The organism is Mesorhizobium sp. M1252 (genome assembly GCF_040318265.1).
Lineage (GTDB): Bacteria > Pseudomonadota > Alphaproteobacteria > Rhizobiales > Rhizobiaceae > Mesorhizobium.
Genome location: NZ_JAMYLX010000003.1, coordinates 44,898 through 68,677, shown reverse-complemented (window position 1 = coordinate 68,677; position 23,780 = coordinate 44,898). Strand labels below are relative to the sequence as shown.

Below are 23,780 nucleotides of genomic sequence, written 5' to 3'. Positions count from 1 at the left end.
CCATCCTTGTGGAAAGCGGTTGGTTGCGGTGGAGCTGATCTGGCGCTTATTCGTGGCGCAGCGCGTCGATCGGGTCGAGCCTGGCGCCGCGCAGCGCCGGGAAGAAGCCGAACACCATGCCGATCAGCGCCGAAAAACCGACGGCGAGCAGGATGACCGCCGGGCTCGGCGCAAACGGTATGGCCAGCGTTGCCGAGGCGAGGCCGGCCAGCGCCAGGCCGATCAGGATGCCGATAATGCCGCCGAGCAGCGACAGCACCGTCGCCTCGACCAGGAACTGGATGAGGATGTGCTTTTCATGCGCGCCGATGGCGAGCCTGATGCCGATCTCGCGGGTGCGCTCAGTGACCGAGACCAGCATGATGTTCATGATCCCGATGCCGCCGACCAGCAGGCTGACGCCCGCGACGGCGCCCAGCATGCCGGTCATAGTGGTGGTGGCGCTGGCCATGGCGTCGGCGATCTGGGTCATGTCGCGGATCGAGAAATCGTCTTCGCGGTCCGGCGTGATGCGGCGGGTGTCGCGCAAAATGTCCTCGACTCGCGGCTGCAATTCGGTGGTCGGGGTGCGGTCGTCGGCGGCGACGTAGATGTTGTCGATGTCGCGGTTGCCGGCGATGCGGCGCTGATAGGCGGCAAGCGGCATCAAGACGACATTGTCCTGGTCCTGGCCGAAGCCGGTATAGCCCTTGGGTTCGAGCAGGCCGATGATCTTGCACGAGGTGCGGTTGACGCGGATGATCTCGCCCTCGGGTTCGCCGGCGCCGAAGAATTGCTGGCGCACCGTTTCGCCGATCAGGCAGACGCCGGTGCCGGAGCGTGTTTCCGAATCCGAGAACGGGCGGCCCGACACCAGCTTCCAGTCGCGGGCGTCGAGATAGGCGCTGTCGGTGCCGGTGACGCCCGAGGTCAGGCTCTCGGTGCCGAAAATGACGCGGACTTGTTTCTGCGACGCCGGCGCAATGGCGCGCGCTCCGGTCAGGTGGGCTACGAGGGCGGCTACATCCTTGTCGGCCAGAGGCCGTACCGCCTGGTCGAGCCCGCCTGGTCCGCCGGTGCCTGCCGGGCGGCCGGAACGGACGACGAGCAGGTTCGAGCCGAGCTTGGCGATGTCCGACTTGACCTTGGCCGTGGTGCCCGAACCGATGGTCAGCATGGCGATGACGGCGGCGACACCGATGACGATGCCGAGCAGCGTCAGGAACGAGCGCAGCACATTGCGGCGGATGGAGCGCAGAGAGAGGCGGACGGTTTCCCAGATCATGACGCCAACTCCGACTTGGCCGTGTCGGACGCGACGTGGCCGTCGAGGAAGCGGATGGTGCGCTCGGCATAATCGGCGACATCGGCCTCGTGGGTGACCATGGCGATGGTCAAGCCGAGCTCCCGGTTCAGCCGCATCAACAACTCCATGATCTCATGCGTGCGGGCGGTGTCGAGATTGCCGGTCGGCTCGTCGGCGACGAGCAGCGTCGGCCTGGTGACGATGGCGCGCGCGATCGCCACGCGCTGTTGCTGACCACCGGAGAGTTCGGCCGGCGTGTGATGTTCGCGCCCGACCAGGCCGACCTCCGCCAGCGCCTGCATGGCAAGATCGCGGCGCTCGCGGGCCGGCGCGCCGCGATAGATCAGCGGCAGCTCGACATTTTCCGCCGCCGTGGTGCGCGGCAACAGATTGTAACCCTGGAAGACGAAGCCGATATAGAGATTGCGCAGAAGCGCCCGGCGGTTGCGGTCGAGCCGCCCGGCGTCGATGCCCATGAAGGAGTAGGTTCCGGCCGTCGGCGTGTCGAGGCAACCGATGATGTTCATCGCGGTCGATTTGCCCGAACCGGACGGGCCCATGATGGCGACGAATTCGCCACGCTGGATGGCGAGGTCGACGCCGGCCAGCGCATGGACCTTGGCTTCGCCCTGGCCATAGCTCTTCCAGACCGTGTCGAAACCGATGAGGCCCGCGGCCATGGCGTCAGCTCCGCAGCTGCGAGGACGTGATAACCTCTGCACCTTCATCCAGCCCGGAGGTGATCTCGGTCAGTTCGCCGTCGGTGGAGCCGATCTTGACGTTGACCGGGTGCGGCCGGCCGTTCTCCAGCACATAGAGCGTGCGTGAGCCGTCGGTGGGCGCCTTCACCGGCTGGCGGCGGTTGCCGCCACGGCCCATGCGGCCGGTGAACAGATCGCTGAGGCTCCACGCGCGCGCGGCCTGCTGCGCCGGGCGGTAGCGGAAAGCGGTGGACGGCACGGTGAGCACGCTCTTGGCCTGCCTGGTGACGACCGAAACCGTGGCGGTCATGCCGGGCCGCAGCAAAAGCTCGTTATTGTCGACTTCCAACCGTGCATTGTAGGTGACGACGCCGTCGGTGGTGACCGAGGCGTAGGAGATGTCGCGGATCTCGGCGTCGAACGGCCGCTCCGGAAAGGCATCGACGGTGAAGCGTGCATGCTGGCCTGGTTTGACCGCGCCGATATCGGCCTCGTCGACCGCCGCCACCAATTCCATGTTCCTCAAATCGGCGGCGATGATGAACAGAACCGGCGCCTGCAGCGAGGAGGCGACCGTCTGGCCGGGGTCGACGGAACGCGTCAAGACGATGCCGTCAATCGGCGCATAGATGGTGCTCTTGGCAAGGTCGGTCTGCTGCGCCTTGAGATCGGCCTGGGCGATGGCGAGATTGGCCTGCGCACTATCGAGCGCCGCCTTGGAGCGGTCGCGCGTGGCAGTCGCCGCCTCGAGCGACTGATCGGTCGCCATGCCACGCCTGGTCAGTTCGGCCGCGCGGGTGAGGGCGCTTTCGTTCTCCTTCAGGGTTACCGTGGCGTCCTCGACATTGGCGGCAGCGGCCTTGGCCGAGGCTTCGGCGCGTTCGATCTGGACCTCAAGTTTCACCGTGTCGAGCGTCGCCAGCACATCGCCCTTCTTGACCTGCTGGTTCTCTTCGGCCGACACCGAGCGGATGATGCCGGACAGTTCGCTTGAAATGTCGACCTGGGTGAGGGGCTGCAGCGTGCCGGTCGCCGATACCGCGACGGTGAGGTCGGCAATGGTGGCCGGCGTTGTGGTGTAGTCGATCTTGGCCGGGGAGCCGGCATACCATTGGTAGCCGGCGAGGCCGCCGGCAACGGCGATCAGCGCCAGCAGCGCGTAAAGCCAGCCACGACGGCGCGTCTTGCGCACACCACTCTGGTCAAGCCCAAGCGCCGCCTCGATGGCGGAATCCGATTCCGTCTTTGGCAGATTGACAAGCTGGTCCACGCCGGACCCCTATGAAAGCGTAATGTCCCTATATGTGCACAGATCAGGCTTGGTGGTTCGAATATCAAATTAAATTTCGGCCATGTTCGGATTGAGGCGGAAGGTTTTTCAAGATGCAGACCCGCAATTACTTGCTCTACGATGTGTTTACGACGGAGCGGCTGGCCGGCAATCCGCTGGCTGTCGTGCTCGACAGCCAAGGGCTGGATACAGCCGCCATGCAGGCCATTGCGCGCGAGTTCAACCTGTCCGAATCGGTCTTCGTGCTGCCGCCGGACAATCCAAAACATCGCAACCGCATCCGCATTTTCACGCCCGACTATGAGATGCCGTTCGCCGGACATCCGACAGTTGGCGCCGCGATCGCGCTGGCCGAACTGACAGGCGAGGGCGAAGCCGGCATCTTCGTGCTGGAGGAGAATATCGGCCCGGTGCGCTGCGCCGTCAGCCGGCACGATGGCGCCACCTTTGCCGAGTTCGACCTGGCGAAGCTGCCGGAGCCGCTGAAGCTCGATGCCGACCCGGAGGCGATCGGCGCCGCCCTCGGGCTGGCGCCGCACGAGATCGGCTTCGAGAATCACCTGGTGTCGTTCTGGTCGGCAGGCGTGCCTTACGTCACCATTCCGGTTGCCAATCTGGAGGCTGCCGGCCGGATCAAGCTCGACAACCAGGTCTGGTCGGAACTGGCGCCGCGCAAGAGCGAATGGGCCTTCGCCAGCCCGTATGTCTATTGCCGCCAGACGGTGAACCATGACAGCGCCTTCCATGTCCGCATGATCGTGCCGGGCACGCCGTCCTATGAAGACCCGGCGACCGGGTCGGCGGCGGCGGCCTTTGCCGGCGCCATCATGCAGTTCGATGGCCCGACCGACGGCATTTCGCAGCTGTGGATCGAGCAGGGGCTGGAGATGGGCCGCCCTTCGCGCATCCGCCTCGAACTCACTGTCGAAGGCGGAAAACTGGCCTCCGCGCGCATCGGCGGCCATGCCATTAAGGTGGCGGAAGGAAAGCTGTTCGTGTGACCGCCTGCGGCAGTTCAGCGATTTGTCGGGAAATGATTCCGGCAGGGCTGGACAGGATCGGTATCGGCGGCTATATGCCCGCCAACGCCGGTTTTTACCGGTCGAGTGGGTGCGTAGCTCAGTTGGTAGAGCAGCTGACTCTTAATCAGCGGGTCCACAGTTCAATCCTGTGCGCACCCACCAAATTTCTAGAAAAGTTGGTGGAAGACCTTGGTATCAGAGACGCTTTAACGCGTCTTCGGCATGCGTCGGTGGTGGCGCGAGCCTGCCGAGGGCATTCCGGTGTAGACTTGCTATTCCGGTGATCCTCTGAGCCGCGCGCCCAGAAACGAGGCGACCGGTTCCACGGCGCAATGTCATTTCGGCCTACAATTTGCCGTGTCAAAGGCCGCGATTGCTACGTCGAAAAACCCGACGCAGAAATCTGCCGAACCGAAAAGCGATCCCGCCATCCGTGCTCTGACGTCCATCAGCATCGACGCGGGCTTTTCTTCTTGAGAAGTCGCTGATCAGCCACCAGAAGAATACCAGAAAGACAACGAGGATAGCGGTGTCGAGCGGTCCATAGGTTGTGTATCCGCTACGCCGATACACACCGGCAAGAACCGCGGCGATAGCTATAGCAGCAGCAAGCGGACGGAGCTTCATCATCCTCCAACTCTACTGAAGAGTTTTCAGGAATAAAAGATGCTTCTTACCAAGGCTGTCCCCTAAACCGCTCTGGTTTACTTCTCCGAAACGCCAGCCTCGGCAAAACTCGCCATCCTCGCATGGCATTCCAGTGCCGAGCGGACGATGTTGACGGCGAGGCAGGCGCCGGAGCCTTCGCCGAGCCGCATGCCGAGGTCGAGCAGCGGCGGCAGGCCGAGCGCTTCGAGCAGGCGGCGGTGGCCGGATTCGGCCGAGACATGGGCGGCGATGGTGTGGGCGAGGCCTGAGGGGTGCAGTCGCGCCAGGGGCGCTGCCGCTGCCGTGCAGACGAAGCCGTCGAGCAGCACCGGGACGTTCTTGCGGCGGGCGGCGAGCGTGGCGCCGAAGATGGCGGCGAGTTCGCGGCCGCCAAGGGCGGCGGCGATCTTCAGCGGGTCGGACAGCGCGTCGGCATGGCGCTTGAGGCCGGATTCAATGGCGGTGACCTTGCGCTTCAGCCCGGCATCGTCGACGCCGGTGCCGCGCCCGGTCCATTTTTCAGCGCCGCCGCCGAACAGGGCGGTCGAGATGGCGGCCGCCGGCGTGGTGTTGCCGATGCCCATCTCGCCGAAACAGACGAGGTCGAGGTCGTTCGTCACCGCGTCGTAGCCTGCCGAGACGGCGGCGAGGAAGGTTTTTTCGTCCATTGCCGGCACCTCAGTGAAGTCGCCGGTCGGATGATCGAGATCGAGCGGGATGACGTCGAGTTCCGCGCCGGCGATGCGGGCCAGCTGGTTGATGGCGGCGCCGCCGCCGGCAAAATTCGCCACCATCTGCACGGTCACTTCCGACGGGAAGGCCGACACGCCCTGCGCGGTGACGCCGTGATTGCCGGCGAACACGAAGACTTTGACGCGATCGAGTTTCGGCATGTCGCGGCCCTGCCAGCGTGCCAGCCAGGCGGCGAGGGTTTCCAGCCGGCCCAGGCTGCCTTGCGGCTTCGTCAGCGTGTCCTGGCGGCGGGCGACTGCATTGGCGGCGGTATCGCTGCCGGCAGGCAGATCGAAACAGGCGGCGCGCAGTTCGTCGAATGATTTGAAGGGCATGGGGAAGGAATCTCCGGGGAAGAATCAGGACAGGGAAATGGAAGCGACGAGCAGGACCGTGATCTCGCCCAACTGCTGCAGGGCGCCGATCGTGTCACCGGTGTGGCCGCCGATCTGGTTGAGGCAGAGCGCGCGCAAGGCGCTGAACACGAGAGCGAGCAGGATCAGTGCGGCAAAGGCGCCGCCGAGCCCCAGCGTCAGAAGCGGGATGGCGCCGAGCACGGCGCCGAGAACAGCTGTCTGGGTCGAGACGGTCCCGGCGCCGGCAGACAGGCCGTCACTGCGCGCCGCCGGCGCCAGATGCATGAACGCGCCGAGCAGGCCGCGCGATGCGGCGTGGGCGGCGATCAGCGCGAAGAGCACGCCTGTCGGATTGGCCAGTTGCGACAGCGCGCTCCAGCGGATGAGCATCGACAGGCCAAGAGCTGCTGCGCCATAGGCGCCGATGCGGCTGTCGCGCATGATCTCCAGTTTTTTATCGCGTGTCTTGCCGCCGCCAAAGCCATCTGCGACATCGGAAAGCCCGTCCTCATGCAGGCAGCCCGTGGCGAGCAGGGTTGCTGCAAGCGCAAGGGCTGCTGCCGGGCCGGGGGCAAGGCCGAGCTGTACGCCCGCGGCGTAGACGACAGCACCAGCCACAGCGACGGCGAGGCCGGCGACAGGCGCCGCCCAGATCGCATCGGCCAGGCTGCGGCCACGAAAGTCGAAGACCGGCAGCGGCAGCCGGGTGAAGAAGACGAGGCAAAGCGCGACGTCCTCGAGCGCTTGCCGGGGCGAGGGCACGGCGGTCATGCACTCCTCGCAATGGCATGAAAGAAGGTGCCGCTGACATGGCCGCGCCGGTAGCCGGAGGCGCCGAGTGGATTGCCCTGGCCATCGGCTAGGTCGGCCAGCGGCTCGTCATTGCCGGTCGCAATCATCTGCGCATAGTGGAATTCATGGCCACGGATCAGCGCGCCTTGCGGCCCCAGCGGACAGGCGACGCGCAGGCGTGCCTCGCGGTAGCCGAGGTTCATCTTGCGCTTGGCAAAGCTGGTGGAATGGCCGAGCAGGCCAAGCATGGCGTGCGTCTCGCCGGCCGCGTCCTCCAGCGCTTCGCCCAGCACCATGAAGCCGCCGCACTCGCCATGGATCGGCTTGGTCTCGGCAAACCTGGCCATGCCAGCTCGGAAATTGGTCGCCGCCGCGAGGCTGCCGGAGTGGAGCTCGGGATAGCCGCCGGGCAGCCAGCAGACATCGCAATTCTGCACCGGTGCTTCGTCGGCTAGCGGCGAGAACGGCACGATCTCGGCGCCGGCCTGACGCCAGTGGGCGGCGACGTGCGGATAGAGGAAGGTGAAGGCGGCGTCTTCGGCGAGCGCGATTCGTTGGCCGGGCGGCTGCAAGGCATGTTCGAAACTGCCTGATGCCGGCGAAAACGGCGCGGCCAGCGCCATGATGGCGTCAAGGTCGAGGGATTTCTCGACCATGTCGGCGAGGCGGTCGAGATGCGTCATCAGGTCGGCATATTCGCCGGCCTGGACGAGGCCGAGATGGCGCTCCGGCAAATTGAGCGTGGGATCGCGCAGGATGGCGCCGACGACCGGCAGGCCGAGCGTTTCGATCGCCTCGCTGCACAGCTTGCGGTGGCGCTCGCTGCCGAGACGGTTGAGCACGATTCCGGCCATGCGCACATCCGGGTCGTAGGTGGCAAAACCCTTGGCGACGGCGGCCGCCGTCGTCGACTGTCCCGAGACGTCGAGCACCAAAAGCACCGGCAGGTGGTAGAGCCGCGCCAGATCGGCGGCCGAGCCGGTGCGGCCTTGTCCGGCCGGGATGCCGTCGAACAGGCCCATCGCGCTTTCGAGGAAGATAAAATCGGCATCCTCGGTGGCATTGCCGGCCAACGCGTTGAGCAGGTCAGGCGACATCGCCCAGCTGTCCAGGTTGACGCCGGACAGACCGGTTGCGGCGGTATGAAAACCCGGATCGATATAGTCGGGGCCGGACTTGGCGCCGCGCACCTTGATGCCGCGCCGGGCGAGCGCGCGCAAAATGCCGATGGTGACGCTGGTCTTGCCGGAGCCGGAACGCGGCGCGCCGATGATGATGGCGCGGGTCATGCGTTACCCGCCAGTGCTGCGCGCATGGCGACGATGCCGCCGACGACAATGAGGGCCGGCGAGGCCAATTCCGCCGCGGCGGCCGCTTCGGAAATGGTGGCGAGTGTCGCGACGACGGTCCGCTCCTGCGGTGTCGTCGCCGAAACGATGACAGCCGCCGGCGTCGACGGCGCCAGCCCGCCTTCGAGCAGCGACGCGGCGATAACAGGCAGATTGGCCATGCCCATATAGATGACCACCGGCTGGCCGGTGCGGGCGATCGCGCCCCAGTCGAGATCGTCATCTGTGCCGGCGGCATGACCTGTCGCCAGGATGATCGCCTTGTTGATGCCGCGCATGGTTGCGGGAATGCCGGTGGCGGCCAGCGCGCTCAGCCCCGATGTCAGGCCGGGCAGGACGCGGAACGGAATTTTTTCGCGCGCCAGCGCCAGCGCCTCTTCGCCGCCACGGCCGAAAATATAGGGATCGCCGCCCTTCAGCCGGACGACGCGGCGGCCCTCGCGTGCCAGCCGCACCAGCAAAGCGGTGATATCGTCCTGCCTCATGGACGGTTTGCCGCCGCGTTTTCCTGCAAAGAACAGCTGGGCATTGTCCGCAACGGCGACAACGTCAGAGGAGACCAGCGCGTCATAGACCACGGCGTCGGCCTCGGCCAATGCCGCCAGCACTTCCAGCGTCAGGCAGCCGGGATCGCCCGGGCCGGCGCCGGCCAGCCAGACATGGCCCGGCTCAAGCCGGCGCGGCTTGAAGTTCAGCCGGGCAAGGGCCTGTTCGAGCGTGGTGTTTTCGCTTTTACCGCTCACAATCCGTCCCGTCCGCGAAAACGCCGCTGATAGTGGGCGTCGTACAATGAACTCTCGCCAAAACCTTCCGCTGCCAGCGAGCGGCCGACGAAGATGATCGCCGTGCGCTCCATCGGGTCGGCGGCGAGCAGTGCCTCGATCGTGGCGAGCGTGCCGGTCAGCACGCGCTCGTCCGGCCATGAAGCGCGAAAGACGATCGCCACCGGGCAATCGCCGCCATAATGCGGCGACAATTCGGCGACGACTCGGTCGATGGCGTGGATGGCGAGATGAATGGCCAGCGTCGCGCCGGTGCGGCCGAAGCCGGCCAGCGTTTCGCCCGGCGGCATTTTCGAGGCGCGGCCCGAGACGCGGGTCAGCACCAGACTCTGCGCCACCTCGGGAATGGTCAGTTCGCGGCGAAGGGCTGCGGCTGCGGCGGCGAAAGAGGGAACGCCCGGCGTCAGCGTGTAAGGAATGCCGTGTTTTTCCAGCCGGCGGATCTGCTCGGCCACGGCGCTCCACACCGAGAGGTCGCCGGAATGCAGGCGGGCGACATCGTGGCCGGCCTGGTGGGCTGTCACATATTCGACCTCGATTTCGTCGAGTGACATCGGCGCCGTATCGATCAGTTTGGTCCCCGGTGCGCAGTGTTGCAGCAATTCCGGCGCGACGATCGAGCCGGCATGCAGACAGACCGGGCAGCTTGCCAGCAGCTTGGCGCCGCGCAGTGTGATGAGGTCGGCGGCGCCGGGACCGGCGCCGATGAAATGCACCGTCATGGCGCGTCTCCGCTGATGGCGATGGCGCAGGTGACCGGGCCGAGCACGGTGCGTGGACCAAGCAGCTTTGCACCGGGGCCGGCAACGGCAAGGGCGGAGGCTTCTGAGACGGAGGGTGTGCCGGCGAGATCCTGCGAGAGATCGGATTTGCTGAGTGCCTCCGACGAGACGGCCTGAAGTGCTGCGTCATCAACGATGATGACGGGAAGGTTGAGCGTGCGGCCAGCGGCAGAGATCGCTTCTTCGTCTTTCTTGAGCGCGGCGGTCGCCAAGGCCGACAGCGCCGTTATCGCCAGCCCGTGCGCTTCGAGGGCGGTTTCGATCGCCGCGAGCACGTCTTCGACGCTCACGCCCTTCCGGCTGCCGATGCCCGCCACCATCATGGCTTCACCCAGCTCCACTGGGTGACCGGCATGGCCGGGCGCCAGGCCTGCATCGAACCGACAGGAGAAGCGCGGGAAATGGTGATGCGGGTAAGGTCGCCGCCGCGCTTGATGTGCTCCGCGAGAAGCAGCGCCTCCATCTCCAGCGTCACCGCATTGGCAACGAGACGGCCACGGGATGGCAGCGCCTTGATGGCGGCGTTCAGTACGCCGGCGTCGCTGCCACCTCCGCCGATGAAGATCGCATCCGGCGTGTCCAGCCCGGCCAGTGCCTTGGGCGCCGACCCTTCCACCACGACAAGACCGGGCACGCCGCAATGCGCGGCGTTGCGGACGATGCGGGCGGCGCGGTCGCTGTTGGCCTCGATGGCGATGGCGCGCGTCGAGGGGTGAGCGAGCATCCATTCGATGCCGATGGAGCCGGAACCGGCGCCGATGTCCCACAGCAATTCGCCACGCCTCGGCGCCAGCGCCGCAAGCGTGATGGCGCGGATGTCGTGCTTGGTGATCTGGCCGTCGTGCTCGAACAGATGGTCGGCGCGGCCAACGGTCAGCGGCAGGATGCGGGCCTCTTGTGTCGATTCAAGCTCAAGCGCCAGCACGTTGAGCGGATTGATGTCTCTGAGATCGAAAGCGTCGGCACGTGCCGAGCGAAGCTTCTCGTTCGGTCCGCCCAGCGCTTCCAGAACGGTCAGCCGCGAACCGCCGAAGTCGAGCTCTACGAGCAGGCGCGCTATTGTCGCTGGTGCGTCGCCGTCCGATGTCAGCGCCAGGATGCGCGCCCTGGGATGCAGCAGCGGCCGGATCAGGTCGAGCGGCCTTCCATGCAGCGAGATCGTCTCGATGTCCTGCAACGCCCAGCCGAGCCGGGCGGCAGCCAGCGAAATCGCCGATGGCGCGGGGATGACATGCATCTCTTCAGGCTTGACCTTGCGGGCAAGGGTGGCGCCGACCCCGTGGAAGAATGGATCACCGGAGGCGAGCACGCAGACGCGCCGGCCGGCCAGCGCCAGCACGTCTGCCATGTCGGCATCGAATGGCACCGGCCATGGGCGCTGCTCACCCTTGATGAGCGAAGCCACCAGCGCCAGATGCCGCTTGCCGCCGAAGACGAATTCGGCCTCGGCGATCAACCGCTTGGCCTTGTCGCCGAGACCCGCTAAACCGTCCTCGCCGATGCCGATGATTGTAAGCCATTTTGGCGTGGGCTGTTTTTTTGACATGTCGCGCCGCCCCTCATCCGCCTGAGGCGTTCGTCGTTCGAAAAGTCAAGCAATTGACTTTTCGTCTGCCAGCCAGACCACTCCTCACCTCCCCGTGTAGTGACGGGGAGAAGGGAGACGCTCCGGCGCTGACGCCTCCCTCTCCCCGTTCTTCACGGGGAGAGGGTAGGGGTGAGGGGCAGCGCCGACGCTGTTCAACATGGTGCTCATGAAGAAGATTCTGATCCTTGGCGGCACGACAGAAGCGCGCCAATTGGCCGAAAAACTGGTGGAAGATTTCCGTGTCACCCTGTCGCTGGCCGGCCGCACCGAAAGCCCGGTCGCGCAAGGCGTGCCGGTGCGCAGCGGCGGATTTGGCGGCGCCGACGGGCTGGCCGCCTATCTCAGGGAGGCGGGCATCGACCTGCTGATCGACGCCACACATCCCTATGCGGCGCAGATATCCGCCAATGCGGCGCAAGCCTCGCGCCTGACCGGTGTGCCGATCCTGGCGCTGCGCCGTCCCGGCTGGAAGCCTGTCGACGGCGACCGCTGGACGCAGGTCGATAGGACAGGCGATGCGGTGCACGCGCTTGGATCGACGCCGCGCCGCGCCTTCCTGACGCTCGGCCGGCAAGAGGTCGCGGCTTTCGAGGCGGCGCCGCAGCATCACTACCTCATCCGCAGCGTCGATCCGGTCGAGCCGAAACTGGCGGTGCCGGATGCGGCCTACCTGCTGGCGCGTGGGCCGTTTCGCGAGGCGGATGAACGCGCTCTGCTCGAGGAGCACCGCATCGATGTCGTCGTATCCAAGAACAGCGGCGGCGAGGCCACCTACGGCAAGATCGCCGCGGCGCGGGCGCTCGGTATCGAGGTGGTGATGGTGCGCAGGCCCTTCCTGCCGGAGGTGCCTTCGACCGAGACCGTCGATGAACTCGCCGCTCTTGTTGATAAATTTTGGGTCGATCATTTGCTCGACCCCGTCGCGGAGCGCGGCGTGTAGACCAGCGCCGGTTTGTCGCCGCGCTTGATGATCCGTGTTTCCGGCGAACCGATGATGATGCAGGTCGCCATGTCGGCTTTTTGCGCGTCGACATCGGCCAGCAAAAAGACCTCGATGCGCTCGTCCGGGCGGCCGGCGGCGCGGCCGAAGATGACCAGCGTGGTGCCGGGCAGGATGGCGGCCAGGCATTCGAAGGCACGACCGAGCTGCCAAGGGCGCGCCTTGCTGATCGGGTTATAGAGCGCGATGACAAAGCCGGCGCCGGCCGCCGCCAGCAGGCGCAGTTCGATCAAGTCCCACGGCTTCAGATTGTCGGACAGCGAGATGGCGCAGAAATCATGGCCGAGCGGCGCGCCGATGCGGGCGGCAACCGCCAGCATGGCGGTGACGCCGGGCACGACAGTGACATCGACGGTGCGCCATTCGGCCGGACCGGCCTCGATCGCCTCGCAGACGGCGGCCGCCATGGCGAACACGCCGGGATCGCCGCCGGAGACGACGGCGACGTCATGGCCGTCCGCCGCCTTTACCAGCGCGTCCTTGGAGCGGGCGAGTTCCTCGCGATTATCCGAGGCGACGCGGGTTTGATCCGGGCGAAGATCAAGCCGGTCGAGATACGGCTTGTAGCCATAGAAGAACTTTGCCTCGGCGACGGCGCGGCTGGCTTGCGGCGTCACCTGGTCGGCATTGCCGGGCCCAAGGCCGATGACGGTGAGCCGGCCGCTCACGGCGTGCCTCCCATAACGCCAGGCCGGCCGGACCAGCCGGCGACCAGCACGATGGCGAAATAGGGGGCCTTGTCGTCCGGCTTGTCGGCGAGCTTCAACGAAACGCTGCCGGCCATGGTGCCGCGCTCGACATAGACGGCGCGGGTCAGTTTGCCGGTGGCTTCCAGCGCCCGCCTGATCTTGGGCAGGTTGCGGCCGACCTTCATGATGACGGCGGCATCCGTGTCGGCGAGACGGCGTGTCAGCTCGAACTCGCTCATCGTGCCGGGCAAAACCGTCAGGACATCGTCGCCCTGGACGATCGGCACGCCGGTCTGCGACCAGCAGCCCGACATGGCGGTGACGCCGGGGATGACTTCGGTCGGGAAGCGATGGGCGAGGCGGACATGCAGGTGCATGTAGGAGCCGTAGAACAGCGGGTCGCCTTCGGAGAGCACGGCGACCATGCGGCCGGCTTCGAGGTGTTCGGCGACCTTCTCGGCCGACTCCTCGTAGAAATCGGTGATCTGCGAACGGTAGTCGTCGTGATCCTTGTCGATCTCGGTGGTGACGGGATAGAGAAGCGGCAGTTCCAGCATATCCGGCCGGAAACGCGCCTCGACGATGGCGCGCGCGTTGCTATTGTTGCCGCGCTTGGCGAAATAGGCAACGACATCGGCCTCGGCCAGGACGCGCGCGGCTTTCAGCGTCAAGAGTTCGGGATCGCCGGGACCGGTGCCGACGCCGACGAGGCGGCCTTTTGCCAGATCTTCTTTGACAGCTGCGTTCACAGGCCGGGCCTCGCCAGCGAATTGAGCGCGGCTGCAGTCATGGCGCTGCCGCCAAGCCTGCCGCGCACGATGGCGTAGGGCACGCCATAGGAATTCTGCACCAGCGCATCCTTGGATTCGGCGGCCCCGACGAAGCCGACCGGCATGCCGATGATCGCCGCCGGCTTCGGCGCGCCGTCGCGCAATTTTTCCAGGAGATAGAACAGTGCCGTCGGCGCATTGCCTATGGCGACCACCGAACCGGCCATACGCTCGCCCCACAGATCGATTGCCGCGGCCGAGCGGGTGTTGCCGATCTGCTTGGCGATGTCGTGCGTGCGCGGGTCGCGCAAGGTGCAGATCACCTCGTTGCCGGCCGGCAACCGGGCGCGGGTGACGCCATGCGAGACCATTTCGGCGTCGCAGAAGATCGGTGCGCCGGCCGTCAAGGCGCTGCGGGCGGCGGCAACGAAATCGCTGGAGAAAACAAAATGACTTGATGCTTCGACCTGGCCGCAGGCATGGATCATGCGGATGGCAATGTCGGCCTCGGCCTCGGAAAAGCGGGACAAATCGGCCTCGGCGCGGATGATGGCAAAAGAGCGCTCATAGATGGCGTTGCCGTCATGGATGTAATCGTAGGCGGCCATGCTTATTCCTGTCGGTAGCTTTCGGCGATTGCCGCCGGTCCGAGCCTTGTCAGGCAGGCGGCGGCGGTTTCACCTGGATATTGAGCGCTGCGGACCATCGCTGCGACGCGACCGATGCCGCGCGCGGCGTCATAGCCCGGCCTGTAGCCCGCAGGAAGGGCCTTTGCCGTCGCGTTCACGACAAGTCCGGCTCCGTTTTCGCCGCCGACGATTGTTAGCGCGGCAGAGCCGGGGTGAGCGCAGCCCTTGGCGCAGCCGGAAATGTGCAGTGTGAAGTCGAGGATATCAGCGTTTTCGGCGGCGATTGTCTCGGCGATGTCGCGCGTGGCGATGCGGCCGGAGGCACACGCAGGGGTGCCGGGGCAGGCGGCGATGCGGGTGCGCGGGTCGGCGGCGGTGGTGACGAAGCCGAGCGCGGTGGCGGTGGCCTGCAGGAGGTGGTTTGCGGACGATGGTTGGCCGAGGAAAAGCAAGGCGCGGCCGGGGGCGAGGCGGATTTCGGCGACGCCGAGGGACAGGGCGCTTTGGGCGAGGGCGATGAGTTTTTCGGCCGGCATGCTGCCATAGGGGAGGGCTATGCCGAGAGCGGTGGTGTCGTTGGATAAGGGGAAAAGACCGATAGGCCGGCGATCCTGCACACCCCCCTCCGTCCTGCCGGACATCTCCCCCTCAAGGGGGGAGATTGCGTCTTCGTGGGCGATTTCGCCAATTTTCAGCGTCGAAAGTGGAGAGCCGCCGGCGACCCTGCTGATCTCCCCCCTTGTGGGGGAGATGTCCGGCAGGACAGAGGGGGGCGCGAGGGAATGCCAGCTTGCGAGAGAGGCCAATTGCCTCTCCGACAAATCCCGAGAATGTGCGTCACGCCCCTTCTCGGCAACCATCCTCAGCGCAGCAACCGCAATATCGCGCGCTGCATCCTCATCGGCCGTCGCAAGCGGCCTCGCGCTTTGACCGTCAACAGCGACAGATACAGTCCACAGAACGCTAGCGCCGTCCCGCACCGCCTTCAGCCTGACATCGGCCGTCACCCCATCCATCGTCAACTGCCCGTCGCCATCGACAACCACCGAAACCTTCGGCCCGAGCCTTGGCGTCAGCCCAGCTTCCTCGACCGCAGCCCTGACCCGCTCAGCCAAAGATCGCGGATCGGCAATCTCCCGCGGATCGATGCCGGCCAGCGGCCCGGTCTCGACCGGCACGCCGGTACGCACTGCAATCCCCAGTGCATCGACCTCCGCCGCCAACAGCACCGCACTTTCCGCCGTCAGGCCGCGTATCTGCAGGCTGCCTCGTGCGGTCACTTCCATGATGCCGTTGCCGCGCTTCAAGGCGGATTCGCAGAGTCCGATCAGCGACTTGGGGGAAAGCCCTCCAGCAACCGGGTTGAGCCGCACCAGCAGGCCATCGCCGGTCTGCATCGGCGCCGAGAGAGCCGGACAGGCGCCGCGGCGCGAGAAGGCGTTCATGCCGCGACCCCGAGCGCCTCGGCCTCGGCGATCAACGCCGCGAGATCGTCGTCGATCGCGTTGCGCAAGGGATGCCAGAGACCACGCCGGCGCGCCGACAGGAAGCGTTCGGCGATGACTTTGGCTGCGGCCGGGTTTTCGCGCAGGATGAAGGCGCGGACATCGGGATCACCGACATAGGCATCATGCACGGCCTCGATCAGCGCGCCTGAAATGGCGTGCGTGGTTTCAGCGAAGCCGATGAGGCGGTCGACCGTTTCGGCGAATTCGGAGGCGCCGCGCGGGCCGTGCCGCATCTGGCCGGCGATGAAACGCGCATTGACGGCTCGCGCCCGCACAACCCGCGACACAGCCTCGCCGACCGAGCGCGGCTTCGGCTTGTGCGGGTCGGTGGTGTCGAGCACGATGACGTCGGCATTTCGGCCGAGCGTCGCAAGTGCAGCCGAAAAGCCGCCGATGAAGGCGACGTCGGCGGAGCCCTCGAGAATGTCGCGGCCGGGATCGTCGCCGGTGTGGACGAGCAGATCGGCCTCGGCGATGCGGGTCTCGAAAGCGCCGGGGGAGGCAATGCCTTCGCCCTCGGCGCCGCCATAGGCATGCGATGTCGCATCGAGATAGGCGCGGCCGATTTCTTCGCGCCCGACCCAGTCGCCGCTGGACAGCAGGTCCTCGACGCCGGCGCCGTAGGTGCCGGGCGAGGTGCCGAAGATGCGCGGGCCGATCTTGCCATCGGCGCGGGTTCTGGCGGCGAGCGGGTTTTCCGAATCGTCCTCGTCGCGCGCGGCTACGGCGTTGGCGGCGGCGTCGATCAGCGCGATCTGGGTCGGGAACATGTCGCGGAACAGACCCGAAATCCGCCAGGTGACATCGACGCGCGGGCGACCGAGCGTGGCCGGCGGCAGCACTTCGATGCCGGTGATGCGGCCGGTGGCACTGTCCCATTGCGGCCGGCAGCCCATCAGCGCCAGGCCTTGCGCGATCTCCTCGCCGCCAGTGCGCAGCGAGGCCGAGCCCCAGAGGTCGATGACCAGCGAGCGCGGCCAGTCGCCATGCGACTGCATATAGCCGCGCACGACTTCTTCTGCCGCCGCCTTTCCCAGATCGTAGGCGGTCGGCGTCGGCATGGTGCGCGGGTCGGAGGTGAACAGGTTGCGGCCGGTGGGCAGCACGTCGGAGCGGCCACGCGCCGGTGCGCCCGCCGGACCCGCCTTGATGTGACGGCCGTCGAGCGCGGCAAGAAGTGCTGCTTTCTCGGCCTCCGCGCTTTGCACGCGCATGGCGTCGGGCTCGTCGTCGGGAGCGCGGCCATAGATGTGCAGGCCGTCCTTGATGGCGAAATCCTTGAGGTCGCAGAGCCAGGCGTCGATGCGGCGCAGCGCCTCGTCGGGCGCATCGGTTCCGGCGACGCCGGCTTCGGAGGCGAAGCCGGTCTTTTGCGCCGTGTCGACGATCAGCTTGGCCAGACGATCGCGGCGGCGGCGGTCGAGGCCGTCGGCCTGGGCGTATTCGTCGACGAGGCGTTCGAGCTTGTGCTGCCCTTCGTCGAGGCCGGCACCGGTCAACGGCGGCGGCAGATGGCCAAGCGTGACGGCGGCGATACGCCGCTTCGCCTGCGCCGCTTCGCCGGGATTGGAGACGATGAAGGGGTAAATGACGGGCAACGAGCCGGTGACGATCTCGGGGAAGCAGTTTTGTGAGAGCGCTACCGTCTTGCCGGGCAGCCATTCCAGCGTGCCATGAGCGCCGACATGGATGAGAGCATGGATGCGGAGCGATTTGCGCAGCCACAGGCCGAAGGCGATGAGGTTGTGGCGGGGAGGGAGCGTCGGGTCGTGGTAATCGGCGCGGCGGTCGGCCGAGCGGCCACGGTCGGGGGCGAGAGCGACAGTGATGTTGCCGAAGGTGGCGGCGCGGAAGGGGAAGCCGCTCTTACCCTCCCCCTTGTGGGGAGGGTGGCCCGCAGCGCCGGGTGGGGGTGGTGCACCGCTACCCCCACCCCGTTTCGCGCTATCCGCTTCGCGAATGTCGCGAACCGACCCTCCCCACAAGGGGGAGGGTGAAGGAGCGCCCCATGCCGCCTCGACTGCAGCCAGTGCCTCAGCCGGCAAATCCTTTGAGAAGTCCAGATACTCATCCAGCCCCAGCCCACCATCGCTCCGCCCCAACGCATCCAGCAGCGCACGCGGCGTTTCTGGAATCCCGTCAACGCGATAGCCCTGCTCCTTCAGGTCATGCAGCATGGCCAGCACGCTGGACGGCACATCCAGGCCCACTGCATAGCCAGTGCGGCCGGGCGCGCTCGGATAGTCCGGAATGAGGATCGCCAACTTACGCGTCGCGCGGGGCGTCTGCTGCAACCGTGTGAACGCCGCTAGCCTGTCCGCCACTTGCGCCACGCGATCCGGTTCCGGGCGGTTGGCGAAAGCGCGGTGGCCGAGCGCCGGGTCGGTCTCGCTCTCGCCCTTGAAGGAAATCGCGCCGGCAAGGATACGGCCGTCGAGTTCGGGCAGCACGACATGCATGGCGAGGTCGGCGGGCGCCAGGCCGCGCTGGTTGTTGTCCCAGACGTCGCGGCGGGTGGTGGCGACGATGACCTGGAAGACCGGCACGCCGGCGCGGTCGAACAGGGTTTGGACGCCGGGTTCGGCGCCGGAGGCGAAGGCGGTTGCGGTGATGATGGCGGCGGGGTTGAGCGAGGCCAGTGCGGTTTCGACGAAGGCCAGGGAGGTCGGGTCTTTGAGGCTGGAGACGAAGATCGGGACCGGTCTCATGCCGCGCTGGCGGAGTGCATCAAAGAGGGCATCGATTGGCGCGACATCGGCGGCCAGCAGCATCGAGCGGTAGAAGAGGATGGGGATGATGGGAGAGTTGATGTTGTCTGCGCCGAGTTCCCGCCCACCCCCCTCTGTCCTGCCGGACATCTCCCCCGCAAGGGGGGAGATTGTGCTCTCATCGACGCTTTCGCCAATCGGGGATGTTGCAGAGGAATCTATTATCGGCTGGGCAGAAAAAGTGCCGAGGTCCGCGCCGGCTGATCTCCCCCCTTGCGGGGGAGATGTCCGGCAGGACAGAGGGGGGTGTGAAGGAACGCCGACATCGGCAAAATCCAACTTGCCTACGACGCCGCGGCCAGGCTCGTAGTAACCAGCTTTCGGCACGCTGACCGGCTCAGCCGCCGCCGCATCCTGCCCAGCCAACCCCGCCAGCCGCTGCATCAGTGCTGCCATATTCTCCGGTCCGCCCTCGCGGAAATAACCAAGCAGGACGTCCAGATCCTCGCGCGGCAGCGTCGAGGCTTCGATCAGCCTGAGATCCTCGTCGTGGCTCTCGCCCGGCAGCAGCGCCAGCTTGATGCCGTTCGCACGGGCAGTCGCGGCAAGCTGGTCGCAGCCATAGCGCCACCAGTCGTAGCCGCCGAGGATGCGCACCAAAATCACCTTGGCGTGGCGGGCGACGCTGTCGATCCAGAGGTCCACGGACATGGGATGGCGCAGGTCGCGCAGCGCCGCCAGCCGCATCGACGGCAGGCGGGCGGCATCGGCCTTCCACGCCGCCGCGAGGCCGGCGAGGTCGCTGTCGGTGAAGGACAGCGCCACGATATCCGCCGGCGTCTGCCCGAGATCGACGGGCTCGGCGAGATCGTCGAGCGAGGCGGATGTGGTGGTGAGTATATGCATTTCGGCTCGTGGTTTGGATCAGCCGGCGAGTATACGCTCGATCGCCGGGCGGTTCAGTCCTTTCAGGCCAATGACGACAAGACGCGAGCGGCGGTCGTCCTCAGCCGCCCAGGCGCGATCATAGTAATGATTGACGCGCGGGCCGACGGCCTGCAGCAAAAGCCGCATCGGCTTGCCGCCGACATCGACGAAGCCTTTTACACGCAACACGTTTTCCTGTTCGGCGGCGGTGGCGACGCGCTTGGCCAGGTCGTCGGGATTGGCGATCGAGGGGATGTCGACGATGAAGGTGTCGAAATCGTCATGCTCATGATCGAAAGCGCCGTCGTGATGCGACTTGCGGTTCTCGATGTCGTCTTCGACGGCGAGACCGAGGCCAAGCAGCACCGACGGGTCGACCTTGCCATGCGCAGTCGGCACGATTTTTACCGCGCGGGCGGAATGTTCATTGATGATGGCGTTGGCGCGGGCCGAACCGGGGGCGTCCATCAGATCGCTCTTCGACAGGATGATCAAATCGGCGCAGGCGATCTGGTCCTCGAACACTTCTTCGACAGGATCGTCATGGTCGAGCGTCTCGTCCTGAGCGCGCTGTGCCTGCAAAGCGTCCATGTCGTTGGCGACGCGGCCTTCGGCCAGCGCCGGGCCGTCTACCACGGCGATGACACCGTCGACGGTTACCCGGCTCTTCACGCTCGGCCACTGGAACGCCTGGACCAGCGGCTTGGGCAGAGCCAGGCCCGAGGTCTCGATCAGGATGTGGTCAACCTTCGGTGTCAGCGCGAGGATCTTGTCGAGGGCGGGCACGAAATCGTCGGCGACTGTACAGCAGATGCAGCCATTGGCCAGTTCGACGATGTTTTCCTCGGGGCAGGTGTCGATGCCGCAGCCTTTCAGGATTTCCCCGTCGATGCCGATGTCGCCGAACTCGTTGACGATGATGGCGATGCGCTTGCCGCCGGCATTTTCCAGGAGATGGCGGACCAGCGTCGTCTTGCCGGCGCCGAGGAAGCCTGTAACGACAGTGCAGGGAACACGGGAGAGGTTGGCGGCCGGGTTTGAAGCGTTCATCGTCAGTCCTTCAGCATGTCGAGGGGTGGGATGCGGGCAACGAGGCCGCGCTTGAGGCTATCGGGCCGGCCGCGCCACGGGATGAGGCCGTCGGCCGAAGTCGCGAAGAGCTTTGCGCCGGTAACGAGGTCGGCGCCGCTGGTTGCGGTCAGATCGCCGAAGACATAGCTCCAGCAGCCATCGCGCAGGATCGCGGCGCTGAGGCGGCGCTTGCAATTGCCGAGACATTCGGCGGTGCGGACGCGGATGTTGTCATCGGCTGCGGCGAGGCGCGTGTCGTCGGCCAGCAGTTCGCCGGCGCGGGGGTGAGCGTCTGAGCCGGTTTCATCGCGGCATGAGGCGCAGACGATGACGGTCACGCCAGCCAACGCGCCGCTATTGGCAGACGAAACATCCGCTGTGCCAGCCGAAAAACTGCTGTTCTGGTCCAAAAACCGTGCTCCTTGCCCGGAAACCCGCCAGGCGATCGGATACTTTGTCTCAGACGGCAGGTCTCCTGGCTCGCGGGTCATCGCCTTGGTTAGCCGCCTTCCCGGTGTTACCCAGTGGCTTTCGGCCTTGGCTCGTCGCTTACAGTTGCGGGGACAGCCGCGGATTTGGGATTTTCGTCCCGTACCGCATTCCCTCTTGGCCCTTGCCGTTGCGGGCAGGGGACCGTCTGGAACGGATTTAGGCTGTTGCGGGGAGTTGTGTCAACGCACGGCTACGACATGGCGATGTCGGCCAAAGGCTTCCCCAAATTGCCGGCCGGCGTTACTTCGACGCGCTCAAGGCCGAGCCAGCCCTGCATCTGCTTCAATTCCTCGAACAACTCTGCAGCTGTCTCAGGCGGTGCGCCTGCTTCGGCGTAGGCGGCGTGGACGCGTAAGACACTCGCAGGCCGGTCGGCCTTGAGATCGACGCGGGCGACGATCCGGTCGCCGAGCAGGAAGGGCAGCACGTAGTAGCCATATTGGCGCTTTTCGGCCGGCGTGTAGATCTCGATGCGGTAGTGGAAATCGAACAGGCGCTCGGTGCGCGAGCGCTCGAAGACCACCGGATCGAAGGGCGCCAGTAGCGCGCGGGCCTCGATCTTTCGCGGCAGACGGGCGTCCTTATAGAGGTAAGCCGGCTTGTCCCAGCCTTCGACGTTTACCGGCAGCAACTCGCCCATCTCAACCAGTTCCTCCAACCGGCCCTTCATGTCGGCTGGCGACAAGCGGAAATAATCGCGCAGGTCACCCGACGTCGCGATGCCGTGGGCGCGGGCGGAAATGCGCAGCAATTCGCGGTGCGCGTCCTCGGCCGCCGGCACCGGCAGGTCGAGGATCGCCTGCGGCAGCACGCGCTCGGGCAGGTCGTAGAAACGCTCGAAGCCACGGCGGTGCGCCGTGGTGATGCGTCCGGCCCAGAAGAGCCATTCGAAGGCGTGCTTGGCGTGGCTCCAGCCCCACCAGCCGCCCGAACCTTTCTGGCCCTCCAGTGCCGAAGCGGCAATCGGGCCGCGCTCGGCGACCGCGCGGTAGATCTCTTCGATATAGGCGGCGTGCTCGCGGCCCCATTTGGCGAGGCCCAGATACATTTCGTCGCCGCTTTCAGCGCGCTGCATGCGCCAGCGCATCAGTGGGTAGGTCTCGACCGGCAGGAACGAGGCCTCATGCGCCCAGTATTCGAACACCGTGCGTTTGCGGGTGATGGCCGCATTGTCGAGCAAAGCCAGCGGGTAGGGGCCAAGCCGCGAATAGAGCGGCATATAGTGGGCGCGCACCACCGCGCTGACGGAATCGATCTGCAGCAAGCCGGTGCGCGACAGCACGCGGGCGAGGTGGCGGCGATCGGGCGTGCCGCCCGGGCGGGGATCGAGAAATCCTTGCGCGGCGAGCGCGATGCGCCTGGCCGTCGGGAGTGAGATTTTGTCCTTCGTCAAAGTGTCTTGCCTCGAACCATTTTCCCGACTTTAGCCGGCGATTCCGGTCATGCTAGCAGGCAAATGGCGGGAGATGTGTCAGGAGACAAAAGTGGAGTGAAAGATGAAGGAAACCAAACAGGAGGAGATCGGACCAGTTTTTCCCGGCCTGCCGTCCAGCACTGTCTTTTGAACAAGGTTTGACTTGCTTCGCTGAAAGCCGTGCGCTAACCCTCGCCGCGTTGCAGCAAAGGCACCTAAAACGGTTCAGCGGTTAAACTGTCGCGCTTCCGCATTAGGGTTGGTTGCTGTAATCAAAGTGGATTGGCCGCCAACGGAAAGCCGAGCATGAACGTACTCCTCAGTTCATACCTGCCCATCGTCCTCTTCATCGCCGTGGCCGCGGTTGTAGGCTTGGCGCTTATCATCGCGCCGTTTCTGGTGGCTTATCGCAATCCCGATCCGGAGAAGCTTTCCGCCTACGAGTGCGGGTTCAACTCGTTCGACGATGCCCGGATGAAATTCGACATCCGCTTCTACCTGGTGTCGATCCTGTTCATCATCTTCGATCTGGAAGTGGCCTTCCTGTTTCCGTGGGCGGTGTCGTTCTCGAAGATCGGCATGCTCGGTTTCTGGTCGATGATGGTGTTTTTGGGGGTGCTGACCATCGGCTTTGCCTATGAGTGGAAAAAAGGAGCGCTGGAATGGGATTGAACGACAGTTCCGGAACGCTCGTCGCGCCGAAGCCCAGAGGCCTGATCGACCCCAATACCGGACGTCCGGTCGGTTCCGACGATCCGTTCTTCCTCGAGATCAACAATGAACTGGCCGACAAGGGTTTTCTGGTCACCTCGACCGAGGCGCTGATCACCTGGGCGCGCAGCGGCTCGCTGATGTTCATGACCTTCGGTCTCGCCTGCTGTGCCGTCGAGATGATCCACACCTCGATGCCGCGCTATGATTCGGAGCGGTTTGGCGTGGCTCCTCGCGCGTCGCCGCGCCAGTCGGACATCATGATCGTGGCGGGAACGCTGACCAACAAGATGGCCCCCGCTTTGCGCAAGGTCTACGACCAGATGCCGGAGCCGCGCTACGTCATCTCGATGGGTTCCTGCGCCAATGGCGGCGGCTATTATCACTATTCCTATTCGGTGGTGCGCGGCTGCGACCGCATCGTGCCGGTCGACATCTATGTGCCCGGCTGCCCGCCAAGCGCCGAAGCGCTGCTCTACGGCATTCTTCTCCTGCAGAAGAAGATCCGCCGCACCGGCACGATCGAACGGTAG

At 65.8% G+C, this 23,780-nt stretch carries 23 protein-coding genes, 1 tRNA gene and 1 riboswitch; of the genes, 5 read left to right on the top strand and 19 right to left on the bottom strand.

The genetic code is table 11. From position 1 onward, the window contains the following. Positions 1 to 46: 46 nt before the first annotated feature. The 3 genes from NKH22_RS06830 to NKH22_RS06820 are packed head-to-tail and all read right to left on the bottom strand — an operon-like array spanning position 47 to position 3,256. Positions 47 to 1,264 carry an ABC transporter permease gene (locus tag NKH22_RS06830; RefSeq protein ID WP_023685173.1) on the bottom strand — a complete coding sequence of 406 codons (1,218 nt, stop codon included), beginning with the start codon at positions 1,262 to 1,264 and terminating at the stop codon, positions 47 to 49. Then, on the bottom strand, positions 1,261 to 1,965 hold the full coding sequence (locus tag NKH22_RS06825) for an ABC transporter ATP-binding protein (protein ID WP_023727709.1): 705 nt from the start codon (positions 1,963 to 1,965) through the stop codon (positions 1,261 to 1,263). The genes NKH22_RS06830 and NKH22_RS06825 overlap by 4 nt, the downstream gene beginning before the upstream one ends. Before the next feature lie 4 nt (positions 1,966 to 1,969). Then, complete coding sequence (locus tag NKH22_RS06820) at positions 1,970 to 3,256, bottom strand: efflux RND transporter periplasmic adaptor subunit (RefSeq protein ID WP_352909241.1); 1,287 nt, start codon at positions 3,254 to 3,256, stop codon at positions 1,970 to 1,972. Between the two features lie 113 nt (positions 3,257 to 3,369). Between NKH22_RS06820 and NKH22_RS06815 the strand changes: the two genes are divergently transcribed. Together NKH22_RS06815 and NKH22_RS06810 are read left to right on the top strand one after the other, a co-directional pair. Then, the gene (locus NKH22_RS06815) at positions 3,370 to 4,278 is read left to right on the top strand and encodes a PhzF family phenazine biosynthesis protein (RefSeq protein WP_023690935.1); all 909 of its coding nucleotides are present in this window, start codon (positions 3,370 to 3,372) and stop codon (positions 4,276 to 4,278) included. A gap of 107 nt (positions 4,279 to 4,385) precedes the next feature. Further along, positions 4,386 to 4,461, top strand: a tRNA-Lys gene (locus NKH22_RS06810). Positions 4,462 to 4,659: 198 nt separating this feature from the next. Here NKH22_RS06810 and NKH22_RS06805 read toward each other — a convergent pair. The 8 genes from NKH22_RS06805 to cbiE form a co-directional block, all read right to left on the bottom strand. Next, complete coding sequence (locus NKH22_RS06805; protein ID WP_023690936.1) at positions 4,660 to 4,929, bottom strand: hypothetical protein; 270 nt, start codon at positions 4,927 to 4,929, stop codon at positions 4,660 to 4,662. Positions 4,930 to 5,003: 74 nt separating this feature from the next. After that, positions 5,004 to 6,014, bottom strand: a complete 1,011-nt coding sequence (cobT, locus tag NKH22_RS06800) for a nicotinate-nucleotide--dimethylbenzimidazole phosphoribosyltransferase (RefSeq protein ID WP_352909239.1) — start codon at positions 6,012 to 6,014, stop codon at positions 5,004 to 5,006. A 24-nt stretch (positions 6,015 to 6,038) separates the two neighbouring features. Next, positions 6,039 to 6,806: an adenosylcobinamide-GDP ribazoletransferase gene (locus NKH22_RS06795; RefSeq protein ID WP_352909237.1), complete on the bottom strand. Its 768-nt coding sequence runs from the start codon at positions 6,804 to 6,806 to the stop codon at positions 6,039 to 6,041. Then, entirely contained in the window at positions 6,803 to 8,116 is a 1,314-nt protein-coding gene (locus tag NKH22_RS06790) for a cobyrinic acid a,c-diamide synthase CobB (protein ID WP_023670839.1), read from the bottom strand. Before NKH22_RS06790 ends, NKH22_RS06795 begins: the two co-directional genes overlap by 4 nt. Further along, complete coding sequence (cobA, locus tag NKH22_RS06785) at positions 8,113 to 8,919, bottom strand: uroporphyrinogen-III C-methyltransferase (protein ID WP_023690939.1); 807 nt, start codon at positions 8,917 to 8,919, stop codon at positions 8,113 to 8,115. The genes NKH22_RS06790 and cobA overlap by 4 nt, the downstream gene beginning before the upstream one ends. Next, positions 8,916 to 9,680, bottom strand: coding sequence for a precorrin-4 C(11)-methyltransferase (gene cobM / locus NKH22_RS06780; RefSeq protein WP_023690316.1), 765 nt, complete (start codon positions 9,678 to 9,680; stop codon positions 8,916 to 8,918). The genes cobA and cobM overlap by 4 nt, the downstream gene beginning before the upstream one ends. Then, complete coding sequence (locus NKH22_RS06775; protein WP_023690940.1) at positions 9,677 to 10,063, bottom strand: cobalamin biosynthesis protein; 387 nt, start codon at positions 10,061 to 10,063, stop codon at positions 9,677 to 9,679. Before NKH22_RS06775 ends, cobM begins: the two co-directional genes overlap by 4 nt. Beyond that, positions 10,060 to 11,286 carry a precorrin-6y C5,15-methyltransferase (decarboxylating) subunit CbiE gene (gene cbiE / locus NKH22_RS06770; RefSeq protein ID WP_352909235.1) on the bottom strand — a complete coding sequence of 409 codons (1,227 nt, stop codon included), beginning with the start codon at positions 11,284 to 11,286 and terminating at the stop codon, positions 10,060 to 10,062. Before cbiE ends, NKH22_RS06775 begins: the two co-directional genes overlap by 4 nt. 208 nt (positions 11,287 to 11,494) lie before the next feature. Here cbiE and NKH22_RS06765 point away from each other — a divergent pair, with 208 nt between their 5' ends. Further along, entirely contained in the window at positions 11,495 to 12,268 is a 774-nt protein-coding gene (locus tag NKH22_RS06765) for a cobalt-precorrin-6A reductase (protein WP_032999802.1), read from the top strand. On the opposite strand, the gene NKH22_RS06760 is transcribed toward NKH22_RS06765, so the two are convergent. The 8 genes from NKH22_RS06760 to NKH22_RS06725 form a co-directional block, all read right to left on the bottom strand. Continuing rightward, a complete protein-coding gene (locus NKH22_RS06760) occupies positions 12,232 to 12,996 on the bottom strand; it encodes a precorrin-3B C(17)-methyltransferase (RefSeq protein WP_352909233.1) in 765 nt (254 codons plus the stop codon). The two genes, NKH22_RS06765 and NKH22_RS06760, sit on opposite strands and share 37 nt — an antisense overlap. Continuing rightward, positions 12,993 to 13,766, bottom strand: coding sequence for a precorrin-2 C(20)-methyltransferase (locus tag NKH22_RS06755; RefSeq protein WP_031199068.1), 774 nt, complete (start codon positions 13,764 to 13,766; stop codon positions 12,993 to 12,995). The genes NKH22_RS06760 and NKH22_RS06755 overlap by 4 nt, the downstream gene beginning before the upstream one ends. Then, positions 13,763 to 14,395, bottom strand: a complete 633-nt coding sequence (locus tag NKH22_RS06750; protein ID WP_023739148.1) for a precorrin-8X methylmutase — start codon at positions 14,393 to 14,395, stop codon at positions 13,763 to 13,765. The genes NKH22_RS06755 and NKH22_RS06750 overlap by 4 nt, the downstream gene beginning before the upstream one ends. A 2-nt stretch (positions 14,396 to 14,397) precedes the next feature. Beyond that, on the bottom strand, positions 14,398 to 15,861 hold the full coding sequence (gene cobG, locus NKH22_RS06745; RefSeq protein ID WP_023739147.1) for a precorrin-3B synthase: 1,464 nt from the start codon (positions 15,859 to 15,861) through the stop codon (positions 14,398 to 14,400). Next, positions 15,858 to 19,538 carry a cobaltochelatase subunit CobN gene (gene cobN, locus NKH22_RS06740; RefSeq protein ID WP_352673996.1) on the bottom strand — a complete coding sequence of 1,227 codons (3,681 nt, stop codon included), beginning with the start codon at positions 19,536 to 19,538 and terminating at the stop codon, positions 15,858 to 15,860. The genes cobG and cobN overlap by 4 nt, the downstream gene beginning before the upstream one ends. Before the next feature lie 18 nt (positions 19,539 to 19,556). After that, positions 19,557 to 20,609, bottom strand: a complete 1,053-nt coding sequence (gene cobW / locus NKH22_RS06735; RefSeq protein WP_023698338.1) for a cobalamin biosynthesis protein CobW — start codon at positions 20,607 to 20,609, stop codon at positions 19,557 to 19,559. A 2-nt stretch (positions 20,610 to 20,611) separates the two neighbouring features. Then, positions 20,612 to 21,040 (bottom strand): DUF1636 family protein, encoded by a 429-nt coding sequence (locus tag NKH22_RS06730; protein WP_023822162.1) that lies wholly within the window; start codon positions 21,038 to 21,040, stop codon positions 20,612 to 20,614. A 38-nt stretch (positions 21,041 to 21,078) separates the two neighbouring features. Next, a riboswitch (cobalamin riboswitch) is annotated at positions 21,079 to 21,283 on the bottom strand. Positions 21,284 to 21,312: 29 nt separating this feature from the next. Further along, positions 21,313 to 22,515, bottom strand: a complete 1,203-nt coding sequence (locus NKH22_RS06725) for a winged helix-turn-helix domain-containing protein (protein WP_352806102.1) — start codon at positions 22,513 to 22,515, stop codon at positions 21,313 to 21,315. Positions 22,516 to 22,842: 327 nt separating this feature from the next. On the opposite strand from NKH22_RS06725, the gene NKH22_RS06720 reads away from it, so the two are divergent. Together NKH22_RS06720 and NKH22_RS06715 are read left to right on the top strand one after the other, a co-directional pair. Beyond that, positions 22,843 to 23,208, top strand: a complete 366-nt coding sequence (locus tag NKH22_RS06720; protein ID WP_023822164.1) for an NADH-quinone oxidoreductase subunit A — start codon at positions 22,843 to 22,845, stop codon at positions 23,206 to 23,208. Then, the gene (locus NKH22_RS06715) at positions 23,199 to 23,780 is read left to right on the top strand and encodes a NuoB/complex I 20 kDa subunit family protein (protein ID WP_023822165.1); all 582 of its coding nucleotides are present in this window, start codon (positions 23,199 to 23,201) and stop codon (positions 23,778 to 23,780) included. The genes NKH22_RS06720 and NKH22_RS06715 overlap by 10 nt, the downstream gene beginning before the upstream one ends.

Coding starts and splice junctions, on each gene's coding strand:
- NKH22_RS06830 (WP_023685173.1), bottom strand. CDS start 1,264: ATGATCTGGGAAACCGTCCGCCTCTCTCTGCGCTCCATCCGCCGCAAT.
- NKH22_RS06825 (WP_023727709.1), bottom strand. CDS start 1,965: ATGGCCGCGGGCCTCATCGGTTTCGACACGGTCTGGAAGAGCTATGGC.
- NKH22_RS06815 (WP_023690935.1), top strand. CDS start 3,370: ATGCAGACCCGCAATTACTTGCTCTACGATGTGTTTACGACGGAGCGG.
- NKH22_RS06805 (WP_023690936.1), bottom strand. CDS start 4,929: ATGATGAAGCTCCGTCCGCTTGCTGCTGCTATAGCTATCGCCGCGGTT.
- cobT (WP_352909239.1), bottom strand. CDS start 6,014: ATGCCCTTCAAATCATTCGACGAACTGCGCGCCGCCTGTTTCGATCTG.
- NKH22_RS06795 (WP_352909237.1), bottom strand. CDS start 6,806: ATGACCGCCGTGCCCTCGCCCCGGCAAGCGCTCGAGGACGTCGCGCTT.
- NKH22_RS06790 (WP_023670839.1), bottom strand. CDS start 8,116: ATGACCCGCGCCATCATCATCGGCGCGCCGCGTTCCGGCTCCGGCAAG.
- cobM (WP_023690316.1), bottom strand. CDS start 9,680: ATGACGGTGCATTTCATCGGCGCCGGTCCCGGCGCCGCCGACCTCATC.
- NKH22_RS06775 (WP_023690940.1), bottom strand. CDS start 10,063: ATGATGGTGGCGGGCATCGGCAGCCGGAAGGGCGTGAGCGTCGAAGAC.
- cbiE (WP_352909235.1), bottom strand. CDS start 11,286: ATGTCAAAAAAACAGCCCACGCCAAAATGGCTTACAATCATCGGCATC.
- NKH22_RS06765 (WP_032999802.1), top strand. CDS start 11,495: ATGAAGAAGATTCTGATCCTTGGCGGCACGACAGAAGCGCGCCAATTG.
- NKH22_RS06750 (WP_023739148.1), bottom strand. CDS start 14,395: ATGGCCGCCTACGATTACATCCATGACGGCAACGCCATCTATGAGCGC.
- cobG (WP_023739147.1), bottom strand. CDS start 15,861: ATGAACGCCTTCTCGCGCCGCGGCGCCTGTCCGGCTCTCTCGGCGCCG.
- cobN (WP_352673996.1), bottom strand. CDS start 19,538: ATGCATATACTCACCACCACATCCGCCTCGCTCGACGATCTCGCCGAG.
- cobW (WP_023698338.1), bottom strand. CDS start 20,609: ATGAACGCTTCAAACCCGGCCGCCAACCTCTCCCGTGTTCCCTGCACT.
- NKH22_RS06720 (WP_023822164.1), top strand. CDS start 22,843: ATGAACGTACTCCTCAGTTCATACCTGCCCATCGTCCTCTTCATCGCC.
- NKH22_RS06715 (WP_023822165.1), top strand. CDS start 23,199: ATGGGATTGAACGACAGTTCCGGAACGCTCGTCGCGCCGAAGCCCAGA.